This is a genomic window from Cellulomonas sp. NTE-D12, assembly GCF_027923705.1.
Classification (GTDB): domain Bacteria; phylum Actinomycetota; class Actinomycetes; order Actinomycetales; family Cellulomonadaceae; genus Cellulomonas.
In genome coordinates, this window is record NZ_AP026442.1 from 423511 (window position 1) to 437786 (window position 14276).

The window sequence follows — 14276 nt, forward strand, 5'->3', positions numbered from 1 at the left end:
CTCAGACCAGCGACGCGCGCGCCGCGTGCACCTCCGCCACCCGCTCGAGGATCGCGTCGAGCACCGGCATCCGGTCGAACTGCCGCGCGTGCGCCAGCGCCTGCTCCGCCATCGACTCCCGCTCCACGTCGGACATGCCCAGCACAGCGCGGTCCAGGGCCGCCGCCAGCGCCGCCGGGTCCGCCGGCGGCACGATCAGCGCCGTGTCGCCGACGGCCTCGCCGATCCCGCCGACGTCCGTGGTGATCACCGGCCCGCCGCCGGACAGCATCGACTCGACCAGGGCGATGCCGAACGTCTCGGTGAACTCCGGCATCGACTTGCTTGGCAGGGCGAACGCGCGCGCGCCGGCCATCAGGTGCGCCTTCTCGTCGTCGTCCACGTCGTGCAGGAACCGGATGCGCCCCTCCACCGCGGTCGTCGCCGCGAGCGCGTGCAGCGCCTCGGCCTGCGGTCCGTTGCCGGCCACCACCAGCTCCACCGACCCGGCGGCGCGGCTGGCGGCGTACGCCTCGATCAGGTCGTCCACCCCCTTGGCGTGCGCCAGCCGCGAGAGGTAGAGCACGTACCCGCCGCGCGTCAGCCCACGCGCGGCGAGCACCGCGTCGGTGAGGCCGTCGTCCCGCGCCAGGTACGCGCCGACGTCGATCGCGGGGTAGCTGACGTGCACCCGCTCCTCGCACTGCGCGGCGAACCGGGTGCCGTGCTTGGCGTCGATGGCGCGCGCCTCGTCGACGATCATGTCGCGGGTGTACCGGGACACCGCCAGGCACACGTCGTGGTCCAGGTAGCTGTCCAGCACGTGCGCGGCAGCCCCGAACCGGTCCTCCTCGACGCACGCCCGCACGACGTTGGTCACGTCCGACCCGACCGCCTCCGCGACCGTCACCACGTCCACCGGCAGGCCGGTCGACCGGGCGATCCGCACGGCATCCGCCACCGCCGTGGCGTGCGGTGACAGGTACAGCGACATCGCCACCGTCGGCACGCCGTCGGTGAACAGCTCGACCAGCCGGCCGGTCAGCCCCGCGAGCCACCGACCGTCCGGCACCTTGTAGTCGCCCACCGGACCGGGCCGCTCCACGGTGATGCCGTCGCTGTACGGCAGCACGCCGTCGAGCGGCTTGAGGGGCAGGCCGGCGCGCTGCAGCACGTCCAGCGGCCAGGTGACGATGCGCACGTCGTCGAACCCGCGCTGCAGGGCCGCCTCGGCGAGGTTGCGCGCCTCGCCGGAGTGCCCGCAGATCACCGGGTCGGCGCGCACCACCAGCACCAACCGCCGCGTCGGGGCGCGACCGGGGGTCGCGCCGTCCGGAACCGTGCTCATGCCGCTCCTCCCGGCCGGACCACCGGCGTCGACAGGGTCGGCGGTCCGGAGCTGGTCGTCAGCGGCACCGGTGAGCGGGACGACGGCGGTCGGCTCGCCAGGTCGGTGCCCCAGCCGTTGGGCTCAACGCCGAGCCGCACCTGCAGGTGCCCGCCGCGGTGCACCTCGTGCCCGCTGAGCCACGACCGGTCCAGCGGCCGACCGTTGAAGACGATGCCCTGGACGTACTGGGCGGGACCGCCGGGCTCCGGCTCCCGGAACCCCTCCGTCTCGATGGTCAGCGAACGCCCTCCGACCTCCAGTGCCGCGGCCCGCCAGGACGGGGCGTTCACCAGGAACCGGTTCTGCCCGGCCACCGGGAACAGCCCGAGGCTGGCCCACACGTACCAGGACGAGAGTCCGCCGGAGTCGTCGTTGCCGGGCAGCCCGCCACGGCCGGTGCCGAACTGGTTCAGCACCACGTCGTGCACCACCTGCGCCGTCCGGTCGGGCCGGCCGGCCCAGTGGTACGCGTACGGGGCCTCCATGTCCGGCTCGTTGTTCAGCCCCTCGAACCGGTCCAACCGGTAGCCGGCCGCCATCTCCGCCAGCTCGGGCTGCAGCCCCGGCTGCACCACGGGCGGTGCGCCGAACCCGAAGAAACGGTCGAGCAGCCGGACGAAGGCGTCGTCACCGCCGGCCAGCGCGATCCGCCCCGCCATGTCGTGCAGCAGCCGGAACGAGTAGTTCCACTTGCCGCCCTCGTAGTACGTCGAGTCGTGCAGCAGGCCGGTCGCCGGGTCGAAGGCGTTGGCCCACCGGTCGGCGAGCGGGGCGAACTGCTCCACGAGCGCCCGGTCGCCGACGTGCGCCGCGACGTACGCGGTGCACCAGTAGCCGAACGCCAGGTCCAGCGTGTGGCTGACCGGCTGCGCCAGCCCGCGCAGCAGGAACTCCTCGCCGTAGGTGCGCCGCAGGTCGTTGTGCATGTGCACCAGCGCCCAGTCCCAGTCGACACCGGGCAGGCCGAGCTGGCACACGTCGGCCAGGAAGGTGTGGGCCAGCGCCGACCCCTGCCGGGAGAACTGGTCCGCGCCACGCGCCATCCGGTACCCGATCGGCAGGTTGCCCTCCTCCTCGGCGATCTGGATCAGCGCGTTGGCCAGGGCCACCGCCTTGTGCGGCCGTAGGGCGGTGATCAGCGGCAGCTGCGTGCGGTAGATGTCCCACATCGTCGCGATGTCGAACACGAACGGGCCGTCCGTCGGCCAGAACGGGGACTCGTCCATCGCCAGGCACGGCTTGATCAGGGAGTGGTAGACGGCGGTCGACAGCACCGTCTGCCGCGCCCGGGACGGGGTGTCCACCTGCACGCCGTCCAGGTGCTCGCGCCAGTCGGCGGCCGTCGCCGCCCGTCGGACGGTGAAGCTGCGCGGCCCCGGCCCGCAGTCGTGCTCGAGGTTCTCCCGGGCCTGCTCCACGCCGCGCAGCGAGAAGCCGAACCGCACCTCGACCACCTGGCCCGGTTCCGCCCGCCCGGCCCACATCAGCCCGAACGGCCGCAGGGTCGTCGGCCGGATCCGGTCGAAGTCCAGCCGGGTGCCGCCCGGCATCAGCCGGCGGTCGTACCAGAGCATCTGCCGCCAGGCGCCGGGTGCGTCGCACTCCACGTGCACGGCCAGCGGTGCGCCCTCGACGACGATCTCGCCCTGCGCCACCCCTGGCGCCAGCGCGGCGAGCCGCGCCCGCAACGGCACCGTGCGGCCGTAGGGGATGATCAGCCCGCCCATCGAGAAGTCGATCACCACGCGTGCGTCGCGGTGCGCCGGGAACGTGTACCGGTGCACGGCGCTCTTGGGGCCGACGGTCAGCTCGCAGTGGATGCCGGACCCCAGTGTCGCCGAGTAGTAGCCGGGCTCCGCCTGCTCGTCGACCACGTCCCACAACGACCCCAGGTCGTCCAAGGGCTGCAGCATGGGCGTGACGCGGAAGTAGTTGTAGTACTTGCGGATCGCGCCGGTCCCCGACTGCTGGAAGTGCGTGAACCCGCTGGCCACCTGCCGCTCGTACAGCGGCACGGGCAGCCCCTCGGTGCCCAGGTCGTACCGGCCGTAGCCCGTGGGGTAGGCGCCGGAGTACGCGCAGGCCGAGACCATGCCGAGCGGGTAGGTCGCGCCGGGGTGCGTGTTGCCCACCTGCGGCTTGGGCCACCACCACGTGGCGGCCAAGCCCTGCGGCTGCGGGAGCTGGGTGGCCTCCGTGCCGATGAACGGGTCGACGTGCTCGAACACGCGCTCACCCCTCTCGTTGGCCGCATCGTGCCTGATCGGCGGAGGTTACGGCAGGGGGGTGACGGGCAGGTTGCCGGGACGCGTCCGGACGACGACGCGTTGCGACGACGGCGACGCCCGCAACCGTCGAGGCGCAGGCTCGTTCACGCGCCGCCCGGGAACCCCAGCTGCCGCCACGCCTCGTACGTCGCCACGGCGGCGGCGTTGGACAGGTTCATCGATCGGCGGCCCGGCAGCATCGGGATGCGCACGCGGTCGGTCACCCGGGGGTCGTGCTGGACCTCCGGCGGCAGGCCGGTCGGCTCCGCCCCGAACAGCAGCGCGTCGCCGTCCTGCCAGTCCACGTCCGTGTACCAGCGGTCGGCACCGGTGGTGAAGGCGAACACCCTGGTCAGACCGGCCAGCGCATGGTCCAGGTCGGGGTGCACCACCACCTGGGCGAGGTCGTGGTAGTCCAGTCCGGCTCGTCGCAACCGCGGTTCGTCCAGCTCGAAACCCAGCGGCTCCACGAGGTGCAGCACCGCCCCTGTGCCGGACACCATGCGGATCGCGTTGCCGGTGTTCCCGGCGATCCGGGGCTCGTGGAAGACGACGTGCAGCACGGGCCGATGCTGCCACGGGCCGGTGTCGGTTCCGGTGGCTAGCCTGGTCGCGCACCCCGCCGCCCACGGCCGTCGGTGCGCCACCCGAGAGGATCGCCGTCGATGCCCACGCCGTACGCCGCCGCCGAGAACCGGTACGACTCCATGACCTACCGGCGCACCGGCCGCAGCGGGCTGGACCTGCCGGCCATCTCGCTGGGCCTGTGGCACAACTTCGGCGACGCCAGCCCGTACGGCCGCCAGCTCGAGGTGCTGCACACCGCGCTCGACCTCGGCATCACCCACCTGGACGCCGCGAACAACTACGGCCCGGGCCCCGGCTCGGCGGAGACCAACCTCGGCCGCGCGCTCGCGGCCGACCTGGCGGCGTACCGCGACGAGCTGGTGATCTCGACGAAGGCCGGCTACCCGATGTGGACGGGGCCTTACCAGGACGGCGGCTCGCGCAAGTACCTGCTGTCCTCGCTGGACGCGTCGCTGCAGCGCCTCGGCCTCGACTACGTCGACATCTTCTACCACCACCGTCCGGACCCCAGCACGCCGCTGGAGGAGACGATGGGGGCGCTGGCGAGCGCCGTGACCAGCGGAAAGGCGCTGTACGTCGGCGTCTCCAACTACTCGCCGTCGCAGACGCGTGCCGCGCACGCCCTGCTCGCCGACATGGGCGTCCGCCTGCTGATCCACCAGCCCAGCTACTCGATGTTCAACCGGCACGTGGAGAACGTGGCGCCGGGGGAGACCGAGTCGCTGCTCGACGTGGTGGGCGACCTCGGCATCGGCACCATCGTGTTCTCCCCGCTCGCCCAGGGGCTGCTCACCGACCGGTACCTGTCCGGCGAGGTGCCCGCCGACTCCCGCGCCGCGACCGGCCGGTTCCTGTCGGCGTCGAACCTCACCGACACCTACCTGCAGCGCGCCCGGGCCCTGAACGAGTTCGCGCAGGGTCGCGACCAGACGCTGGCGCAGCTCGCGGTGTCGTGGGTGCTGCGCGACCAGCGGATCACCTCGGCCCTCGTCGGGGCCAGCTCAGCGGAGCAGCTGCGCTCGAACGTCGCCGCGCTGACGGCCCCGCCGCTGACGGACCAGGAGATCGCCACGCTCGAGCAGTGGGCGGTCGACGGCACCGGCCGCAGCTGACCGCTGCCCCCGTCGCCCAGCCGCAGCCGACACTCAGCCGGTGTGGACGGCCCAGCCGTTCGCCGGCACCGACGCCGCGTCCGCCCACGACGGGTCGCTGACCGCCAGCCGCGCCCCGGCCGGCGCCGCCACCGGCTCGGTGCCGAGGTTCAGCGCCAGGGTCAGCGCCTCACCACCGCCGCGAGACGTGACGGTGATCCGCGCCCCCGTGTTCGACAGCTCGGACACGCCGACCGACCCGTCCACCAGCCAGGGGTGCCGCCGGCGGAGCCCGAACAGCTCCTGGTGCACGCGGTAGACCGGCAGGCCGATCGGCGACAGCTCGTCCGGTGACGCCGGGAACGCCGGCCGGATCTCGTCGTCCCCGCCGACGCGCTCCTCCTTGACGCCGCGGAACCCGTGCTCGTCACCGGCGTACACCGACGGGATGCCGGGCAGCAGGGCCAGCAGGGCGACGGTGTGGGTCAGCAGCTCGGCCGGGACGGTCGACGCGATCCGTGTGACGTCGTGGTTGCCGACGAACGTCTGCGGCAGGAACCGTGCGACCAGCTCGTCGTGCCGGCCCAGCGTCCAGGCCAGCTCCCAGAGGTTGCGGTCGACCAGCGAGCTCCAGATCGCCTTCCAGAGCTCGTACTGCGTCACCGAGTCGAGCCCGGACTCCTCGACGTACTCCGCGTAGTCGCCGTGGATCATCTCGCCGAGGAACCACGCCTCCGGGTGCCGCGCGCGCACCCCGGGCAGCACCGCCGCCCAGAACGACGGCGGCACGGCGTACGCCGCGTCGAGCCGCCACCCGTCGACACCCCGGTCCAGCCAGTGGGTCATCACGTCCCCGACGTACGCGCGCACGCGCTCGTCGTCGTGGTTCAGCGCCACCAGCGCGCCGTGCCCCTCGAACGTCGCCGGTCGGTCCCCGTCCCACCGGACCAGCCGTCCGGCCTCGCTCTGCGGCCCGCCGGCCACGGCGTCCCGCACCCACGGGTGCTCGGCCGACACGTGGTTGAACACCCCGTCCAGCAGCACCCGGACCCCGCGCGCGTGCCCCGCCGCGACGAGCTCGTCCAGCTGCTCGTCCCCGCCCAGCCGGGCGTCCACCCGCAGGTGGTCGAGGGTGTCGTACCCGTGCGTCGCGGAGTGGAACACCGGTCCGAGCAGCAACCCGTTCGCACCGAACCCCACCAGGTGGTCGAGCCACCCGACCAGGTGCCGCAGCCCTCGTCCGGTCTCGACCGAGGACCCGTCGGTCGCCGCCCCCGTGAAGCCGAGCGGGTACAGGTGCCACCAGATGGCGTGCCGCGCCCACGCCGGCCCAAGCACTCGCCCCGCCGCCACGGTCCCGGCGGCGCCCGCCGACGGCACGGCGCCGCTCGCCGCCGCCTCGCCGTCCACTCAGCCCTCCAGCGCCGCGAGCAGCCCGGCGCCGTACCGCTCGAGCTTCGCAGCCCCGACCCCGCCGATCCCGGCCAGCTCGTCCAGGTCCGCCGGCCGCCGCGTCACCACGTCCCGCAGCGTCGCGTCGTGGAACACCACGTACGCCGGCACGCCCTGCTCCTTGGCCACGCCGGCCCGCCACGCGCGCAGCCGCTCGAACACCGCCTGCGCCTCGTCGTCCAGCTCCGGCACGCCCGCGCCACCCGCCCGGCCCCCGGCGGCACCGGCTCGCGCCCGCGGCCGACCCGCCCGCGGCGCCTCCCGCCGCAGCCGTACCTCACGCTCACCGCGCAGCACGTCGGCGCTGCCCTCGGTCAGCCGCAGGGTGCCGTACCCGTCGGTGTCCACGGAGAGCAGCTCGGCGGCCAGCAGCTGCCGCACCACGCCGCGCCACTCGACGTCCGACAGGTCCCCGCCGATGCCGAACGTCGACAGCTCGCCGTGGCCGAGGCTGCGCACCCGCTCGGTCTCCTTGCCGCGCAGGATGTCCACCACGTGCCCGACGCCGTACCGCTGCCCCCGCTGCTCGAGCCGGACCACGGTGGACAGCAGCTTCTGCGCCGGCACCGTCCCGTCCCACGTCTCGGGCGGGGCCAGGCACGTGTCGCAGTTGCCGCACGGCTCCGACACCTGGCCGAAGTACGAGAGGAGCTGCACGCGGCGGCAGTCGGCCGTCTCGCAGAGCGCCAGCATCGCGTCGAGGTGCTGGGTCAGCCGCCGCCGGTGGGCGGCGTCCCCCTCGGAGCCGTCGATCAGCCGCCGCTGCTGCACCACGTCGGCCAGCCCGTACGCCAGCCACGCGGTGGACGGCAGCCCGTCACGTCCGGCGCGGCCGGTCTCCTGGTAGTACCCCTCGACGGACTTGGGCAGGTCCAGGTGCGCGACGAACCGCACGTCCGGCTTGTCGATGCCCATCCCGAACGCGATGGTCGCCACCATCACCAGACCGTCCTCGCGCAGGAACCGTGCCTGGTTGCGCGCCCGCACCGCCCGGTCCAGCCCCGCGTGGTACGGCAACGCGGCGATGCCCTGCGCGACGAGGAACTCCGCCGTCTGCTCCACCGACGCCCTGGTCAGGCAGTAGACGATGCCCGAGTCCCCGGGGTGCTCGGTCCGCAGCAGCTGCAGAAGCTGGGCCCGCGGGTTGTCCTTCGGCACGATCCGGTACCGGATGTTGGGTCGGTCGAAGCTCGCGACGAAGTCCCGCGCCTCACCGAGGGAGAGCCGCTGCCGGATCTCGGTGTGCGTCGCGGCCGTCGCCGTGGCGGTCAGCGCGATCCGCGGCACGTCCGGCCACCGCTCGTGCAGCAGCGACAGCTGCAGGTAGTCCGGCCGGAAGTCGTGCCCCCACTGCGACACGCAGTGCGCCTCGTCGATGGCGAACAGCGCCACCCGTCCCCGGTCCAGCAGGTCGAGCGTGTCCGGTGCGGTCAGCCGCTCCGGTGCGAGGTAGAGCAGGTCGAGCTCACCGGCGAGGAACGCCCGCTCGGTGTCCCGACGAGCAGTCGGGTCCTGCGTCGAGTTGAGGAACCCGGCCCGAACACCCAGTGCCGAGAGGGCGTCCACCTGGTCCTGCATCAGGGCGATCAGCGGGGAGACGACGACGCCGGTGCCCTCCCTGACCAGGGACGGGACCTGGTAGCACAGCGACTTGCCGCCACCGGTGGGCATCAGCACGAGCGCGTCGCCGCCGGCCACCACGTGGTCGATCACCTCGGCCTGGGCGCCGCGGAACTCGTCGTACCCCCAGACGGTGCGCAGCACGTCGAGCGGGGTCTGCGACGTCAGCTGCACCCGCCCACCCTACGAGCGACCCCCGACAACGGGACGCCAGGCCGCCCACAGGCCCGGCCCCGGGCGGTCGGACCCGTCGGCCGTAGTCCGGCCCGACGCCTCCCCGAGCACGCCCGACGGTCCGTAGGGTGGCCCGCATGGGTACTGCACTGGTCACCGGCGCGAGCGCCGGCCTCGGTCTCGAGTTCGCCTGGCAGCTGGCCACCGCGCGGCACGACGTGGTGCTCGTGGCCCGTGACGAGGACCGGCTGCGCCGCCTCGCCGCCCAGCTCGAGGCAGCCGCCGGTGTGCGCGCGGAGGTGCTGGTCGCGGACCTGTCCGTCCGTGCCGACCTCGAGCGCGTCGCCGACCGGCTGCGGGACGACGAGCGTCCCGTCGGCCTGCTGGTCAACAACGCCGGCTTCGGGCTGGCGCAGGAGTTCGTCGGCGGCGACGTCGCCCGCGAGGAGTACGCGCTCGACGTGATGGTGCGTGCCGTCATGGTGCTGTCCCACGCGGCGGCAGACGCGATGGTGCGACGGGGCCGCGGCGCCATCCTCAACGTGGGATCCGTGGCAGGACTGCTCGCCTCCGGCACCTACTCGGCGCACAAGGCCTGGGTGCGCTCGTTCACCGAGGGCCTGGCGGTGGAGCTGCAGGGCACGGGCGTCACCGCCACCGTCGTCCAGCCGGGCTTCGTGCACACCGAGTTCCACGAGCGCGGCGGCATCGACGTCTCGATGTTCCCGGACGTCACCTTCCTCAACCCCGAGGACGTGGTGGCGGCCGCCCTGGCCGACGTCCGTCGCGGCGTGGTCCTGTCCACGCCGAGCCTGCGCTACCGCGCCGCGGCCGCAGTCGCCCGCGTCGCGCCGCGCTCGGCGATCCGTGCCTTCGGCCGCTACCGCAAGCAGCTGCAGGACCAGGAGGGGCACCAGGACGACGATCAGCGGCAGGATCGCGACGAGGCCGCCGCCGACGCGTGACGCGAGCGCTCCTGACCCCCGGCCCGACTCGTTACCCTGGCGACCCGTGAGCCCCGACGCCTCGACCGGCCCCGTCTCCACCCGCGACCAGCTGCGCGACCTGATCCGTGACCTCGCCGTCGTGCACGGCCGCGTCACGCTCGCGTCCGGCCGGGAGGCCGACTACTACGTCGACCTGCGCCGCGTGACGCTGCACCACCGCGCCGCCCCGCTGATCGGCCACGTGCTGCTGGACCGCCTCGAGGAGGTCGGCCTGGGACCCGGCGAGATCGACGCCACCGGCGGCCTGACGCTCGGGGCCGACCCCGTGGCCACCTCGCTCCTGCACGCCGCCGCGAGCCGCGGCCTGGACCTCGACGCCTTCGTCGTCCGCAAGGAGGCCAAGGCTCACGGGATGCAGCGCCGCATCGAGGGCCCGGACATCGCCGGCCGCCGCGTGGTGGTGGTCGAGGACACGTCGACGACCGGCGGCTCGGTGGCCACGGCCGTCGAGGCGGTGCGTGAGGCCGGCGCCGAGGTGCGGGGTGTTGCCGTCCTGGTCGACCGCGACACCGGCGCCCGGGAGAAGATCGAGGCCCTCGGCGTGCCGTACCACTACCTGTACGGCCTGGCCGACCTCGGCCTCGCCTGACCCGGCCGCCTCAGGTGCCGTCCCGCGCGTGTCGATGACGTGGGCATGAGCGCCGTCGGGGTCCGCGGGTGAACAACTGGGTCTTCTGGCTGGTCGTGCTGCTCAGCGTCGCCGCGACGGCCGGGCAGGCGTGGCTGCGCGTGCAGAACCGGCGGCGGCTGAAGGTGTGGGCGCAGGCCACCGGCTGGCAGTACGCGGAGCGCTACGACGAGTGGACGACGATCTCGTCGTCCCATCCCTTCGGCCAGGGACGCGACCGCCGGGCGTGCGACGTCGTCCAGGGGTCCTTCGAGGCGCACCCCGCCGTCGCCTTCGACTACCGGTGGACCACCGGCCAGGGCAAGAACCGGCAGGTGCACCACGCGCACGTCGTCGCGCTGCGGTTGCCGGCGTACCTGCCCACCATCCAGGCGACCCCCGAGGGCCTGGGCACGGTGCTGGCGCACCTGGTCGGCGCGCAGGACATGCAGTTCGAGTCCGAGGACTTCAACCGCGCCTACCGGGTCACGGCCGGCGACCTGCGCACCGCCACCGACGTGATCAACCCCCGGCTGATGGAGCGTCTGCTGCGCGGCGACGCGCGCGGGGTGTCGTGGCGCATCGACGGGATCTGGATCCTGTCCTGGCAGGCCGGCGGCTGGGACCTCGACTCGCTCGCCGCACGACTCGGGGTGCTGGCCGCCGTCGTCCGCGCCGTTCCCCGCCACGTGTGGCAGGACCACGGCTACGATCCGCTCACCGACAGCACCCCTGGAGAGGCCGTCCTGTGAACCCCGTGTCCGTCGTCCTGATCGTGATCGCGGCGATCGTCGTCCTGCTCCTGCTGTGGGCGGTGGCGCAGTACAACGGCCTGGTCCGGCTGCGGAACCTGGTCCAGGAGGCCTGGCGGCAGATCGACGTCGAGCTGCACCGCCGGCACGACCTGATCCCCAACCTCGTCGAGACGGTCAAGGGCTACGCCGCCCACGAGCGTGCGGTGTTCGACGAGGTCGCGCGGGCGCGCGCTGCCGCCTCCGGGCCCGCGGCCGGCCCGGCGCAGCAGGCCGAGCAGGAGAACGCGCTGACCGCCGCCCTCGGACGGCTGTTCGCGGTGGCCGAGGCCTACCCGGTGCTGCGCGCCAGCGAGAACTTCCAGCAGCTGCAGGCCGAGCTGTCCAACACGGAGGACCGGATCGCGGCCGGCCGTCGGTTCTACAACGCCAACGTGCGGGCCCTGAACACCAAGGTCGAGACCTTCCCGTCGAACGTGATCGCCGGCATGTTCGGCTTCACGCGGGCGGAGTACTTCGAGGTGGACGACCCGCAGGTCCGTCAGGCGCCGACCGTCAGCTTCTGATCCGCCTAGAAGGAGTACGTCGCGACGTGCTCCTGCGACGGGTGCGGCAGCGACGGGTCGCGCAGCGACGGCAGCAGGTGCAGGAGCGGGTCGACGAACCCCCGCCGCGGGTCCAGCACGCCGGCGTCCGCCAACCGGTCGAGCAGGTGGCCGACCTGCTCGGCAGGGATACCCAGCTCGACGGCGATCTCCGCCGGCTCGACGAACCGCCCGGTGGTGCTGCACACCGCGACGAACAGCCGCTCGATCGGGCACGGTGCGGACCCGTCGCCGATGCACACGTCCCGCCGCAGCCCCTCGGCGAGCAGGTCGACGAACGCCGTGCTGACGTCCCCGAGGTCCCGCCGCTCGGCCACGGCCCGCGCGAAACCGCCGTACCGCAGGTACTCCTCGCGCACCGTGCGGGCGTCCGCCCCCGGCTGGGCGCCGAGCAGCTCGGCGAGGGTCGACGGGCGCAGCGAGCGCACGGTCGCGGCACCCTCCCAGCCGGCCTGGACGCGCTCCACCGCCGCGCCCGCGAGGGACGCCGTCACCAGCACCCGGACGCCCGGCACCGGCGTCGCCAGCACGTCGGCCCAGTCGCCGCACGCGGACGCCTCGTCCAGGATCACCAACCGGGGCTGGTCGCACGCCGGCGCGCCCACCCGCGTCGGCCGCCGCAGGGCGTTGTCCAGGTCCTGGGCGTCCAGCGCGGGGCGGTCGGGGAACGGGTCGTCGGGCGTCGCCTCGACCGGCACCCACAGCACCGCACGGGCGTCCAGGTCCGGCTCGGCGAGCGCCTGGACCACGGCGTCCTTCGCCGCCGTCGTCTTGCCCACGGCGCGCGGGCCCACCAGCACGGTCGCCGTCCCGGCGGGGGCGTGCGCGACATCGGACAGCGCGGCCCGGCCGGCGAGCGTGCCGGTCAGCCACTCGTGCCGTGCGCGCTGGGCGAGGTGCACGTCGTCCACTGCCCAGGAGACCCGCGTGCGGCGGGACCACCACGGGTTGGCGGCGCGGAGCACCTGTGCCAGCTCGCTGTGTCGCATCCTCCTGAGGGTGCTACCCGGGAGTAGCGATCAGCGAGGACGAAGGGCCCGTCCGGGCCGCCGACCAGGGCGTGCAGGGCCGATCCGGAGCTCCGCGCGTCAGACGCGGGCGACGAGGTCGGCGACCGATCCCACGACCTCGGTGGGCCGGTACGGGTACCGCTGCACGTCCTCGGCACGCGTCGACCCGGTGAGCACCAGGAAGGTGCGCAGCCCCGCCTCGATGCCCGCCACCATGTCGGTGTCCATCCGGTCGCCCACCATCACGGTGGTCTCGGAGTGGGCGTCGATCCGGTTGAGGGCCGACCGGATCATCATCGGGTTCGGCTTGCCGACGAAGTACGGCTTGCGCCCGGTCGCCGCCGAGACCATCGCCGCCACCGCTCCCGTCGCCGGCAGGTCGCCGTCCGCGGACGGGCCCGTCACGTCCGGGTTGGTGGCGATGAAGCGTGCACCGCCCTGGATCAGCCGGATCGCCTGCGTGATCGCCTCGAACGAGTAGGTGCGGGTCTCACCGAGCACGACGAAGTCCGGCCGGCTGGCCGTCAGCGTGAAGCCCGCCTGGTACAGCGCCGTGGTGAGGCCGGCCTCGCCGATCACGTACGCGCTGCCGCCGTCGGGCGCCTGGTCCACCAGGAACTGCGCCGTGGCGAGCGCCGACGTCCAGATCGCCTCCTCCGGCACCTCGATGCCGCTCGCCGCGAGCCGGGCGCGCAGGTCACGCGTGGTGAAGATGGAGTTGTTCGTCAGGATGAGGAACGGGCGGCCCTTCTGCTGCAGGGCGCCGACGAACTCGGCCGCTCCGGCCAGCGCGCGGTCCTCGTGGACCAGCACACCGTCCATGTCGCACAGCCACGAGGCGATCTCGCGCGGTGCCTGCACGTCAGGCCTCGTCGCGGTCCAGCGCCGTCGCCGGCGCCCCGTCGGCCGCCTCGAGCGTGGCCAGCCGGGCGACGCGCGACCGGCGCCGAGCCCGCCACGCCTCGACGAGCACCGGGGCCACCGAGATCAGCACGATGAGGACCAGGAGCACCTCGATGTTCTTCTTGATGAAGGTGATGTTGCCCAGGCCGTAGCCGAGCCACGTCACGCCGCCGGCCCAGAGCACCACGCCGATGCCGTTGTAGAGGGCGAAGTGCGAGTACCGCATCCGGCCCACGCCCGCCGCGACCGACGCGTACGTCCGCACGAACGGGATGAACTGCGCGATCACCAGCGTGCGACCGCCGTACTTGTCGAAGTACGCGTACGTCTGGTCGATGTGCTCCTGCTTGAAGATCTTCGAGTCCGGCCGGCTGAACACCCGCGGGCCCAGCGTCCGGCCGATCCAGTAGCCGCACTGGGTGCCCGCGTACGCGGTCAGCACCATGATCAGCGACAGCCACCAGATGGACGGCAGGTGCGAGCCGCCGTGCGCCACCAGGGCACCCGCCGTGAACAGCAGGGAGTCGCCCGGCAGGATCGGGAACAGCAGCCCGACCTCGATGAAGACGATGGCCATCACGCCGATCAGCGCGGCGGTGCCCAGGGAGCTGATGATGTGCTCCGGGTCCAGGAAGCTGGGGCCGAGCGTGTGCACCGCTCCGGCGGCCAGGGCGGACGCGGTCAGCACGACGTGCCGCGGCTGGGACGAGAGGTCACGGGGCGCATGGCCCCCAGGGTACGGCGCGGGGTGGTCCCGAGCCGTGGTGCCCGTGTGGCGGTCCTGTGCGGCCACGCGGTGCGGGCGGGCAGGCCGTAGGGCCCAGGGGTCCC

The 14276-nt window shown here is 73.6% G+C and carries 13 protein-coding genes; 5 read left to right on the forward strand and 8 right to left on the reverse strand.

Translation table 11 applies throughout. The features are described from left to right. Position 1 precedes the first annotated feature (1 nt). The 3 genes from QMF98_RS01920 to QMF98_RS01930 form a co-directional block, all read right to left on the reverse strand. Positions 2-1327: a glycosyltransferase gene (locus QMF98_RS01920; RefSeq protein WP_337974403.1), complete on the reverse strand. Its 1326-nt coding sequence runs from the start codon at positions 1325-1327 to the stop codon at positions 2-4. Continuing rightward, on the reverse strand, positions 1324-3597 hold the full coding sequence (locus QMF98_RS01925; protein ID WP_337974404.1) for a glycoside hydrolase domain-containing protein: 2274 nt from the start codon (positions 3595-3597) through the stop codon (positions 1324-1326). Before QMF98_RS01925 ends, QMF98_RS01920 begins: the two co-directional genes overlap by 4 nt. A 143-nt stretch (positions 3598-3740) precedes the next feature. Beyond that, on the reverse strand, positions 3741-4199 hold the full coding sequence (locus tag QMF98_RS01930) for a tRNA (cytidine(34)-2'-O)-methyltransferase (protein WP_337974405.1): 459 nt from the start codon (positions 4197-4199) through the stop codon (positions 3741-3743). A gap of 102 nt (positions 4200-4301) precedes the next feature. Between QMF98_RS01930 and QMF98_RS01935 the strand changes: the two genes are divergently transcribed. Further along, positions 4302-5336: an aldo/keto reductase gene (locus QMF98_RS01935; RefSeq protein WP_337974406.1), complete on the forward strand. Its 1035-nt coding sequence runs from the start codon at positions 4302-4304 to the stop codon at positions 5334-5336. Between the two features lie 33 nt (positions 5337-5369). Here the strand turns inward: QMF98_RS01935 and QMF98_RS01940 are convergent, their stop codons facing one another. After that, a complete protein-coding gene (locus QMF98_RS01940; RefSeq protein WP_490715657.1) occupies positions 5370-6653 on the reverse strand; it encodes an alpha-amylase family glycosyl hydrolase in 1284 nt (427 codons plus the stop codon). 72 nt (positions 6654-6725) lie between these two features. Beyond that, complete coding sequence (gene recQ / locus QMF98_RS01945) at positions 6726-8561, reverse strand: DNA helicase RecQ (protein ID WP_337974408.1); 1836 nt, start codon at positions 8559-8561, stop codon at positions 6726-6728. Positions 8562-8698: 137 nt separating this feature from the next. On the opposite strand from recQ, the gene QMF98_RS01950 reads away from it, so the two are divergent. The 4 genes from QMF98_RS01950 to QMF98_RS01965 all read left to right on the forward strand — a co-directional run bounded on the left by QMF98_RS01950 (position 8699) and on the right by QMF98_RS01965 (position 11493). After that, positions 8699-9526 (forward strand): SDR family NAD(P)-dependent oxidoreductase, encoded by an 828-nt coding sequence (locus QMF98_RS01950; protein WP_337974409.1) that lies wholly within the window; start codon positions 8699-8701, stop codon positions 9524-9526. A gap of 46 nt (positions 9527-9572) precedes the next feature. Further along, on the forward strand, positions 9573-10157 hold the full coding sequence (gene pyrE, locus QMF98_RS01955) for an orotate phosphoribosyltransferase (RefSeq protein WP_337974410.1): 585 nt from the start codon (positions 9573-9575) through the stop codon (positions 10155-10157). Between the two features lie 68 nt (positions 10158-10225). Next, the gene (locus QMF98_RS01960; protein WP_337974411.1) at positions 10226-10927 is read left to right on the forward strand and encodes a type III secretion system chaperone family protein; all 702 of its coding nucleotides are present in this window, start codon (positions 10226-10228) and stop codon (positions 10925-10927) included. Between the two features lie 5 nt (positions 10928-10932). Then, positions 10933-11493 carry a LemA family protein gene (locus QMF98_RS01965; RefSeq protein WP_263731433.1) on the forward strand — a complete coding sequence of 187 codons (561 nt, stop codon included), beginning with the start codon at positions 10933-10935 and terminating at the stop codon, positions 11491-11493. A gap of 5 nt (positions 11494-11498) precedes the next feature. Here QMF98_RS01965 and QMF98_RS01970 read toward each other — a convergent pair whose 3' ends face one another. The 3 genes from QMF98_RS01970 to QMF98_RS01980 form a co-directional block, all read right to left on the reverse strand. Beyond that, positions 11499-12521: an AAA family ATPase gene (locus QMF98_RS01970; RefSeq protein WP_337974412.1), complete on the reverse strand. Its 1023-nt coding sequence runs from the start codon at positions 12519-12521 to the stop codon at positions 11499-11501. 99 nt (positions 12522-12620) lie between these two features. Beyond that, a complete protein-coding gene (locus tag QMF98_RS01975; RefSeq protein ID WP_337975527.1) occupies positions 12621-13364 on the reverse strand; it encodes an HAD-IIA family hydrolase in 744 nt (247 codons plus the stop codon). A 40-nt stretch (positions 13365-13404) separates the two neighbouring features. Then, on the reverse strand, positions 13405-14133 hold the full coding sequence (locus QMF98_RS01980) for a VTT domain-containing protein (RefSeq protein ID WP_337974413.1): 729 nt from the start codon (positions 14131-14133) through the stop codon (positions 13405-13407). Between the last annotated feature and the right edge of the window lie 143 nt (positions 14134-14276).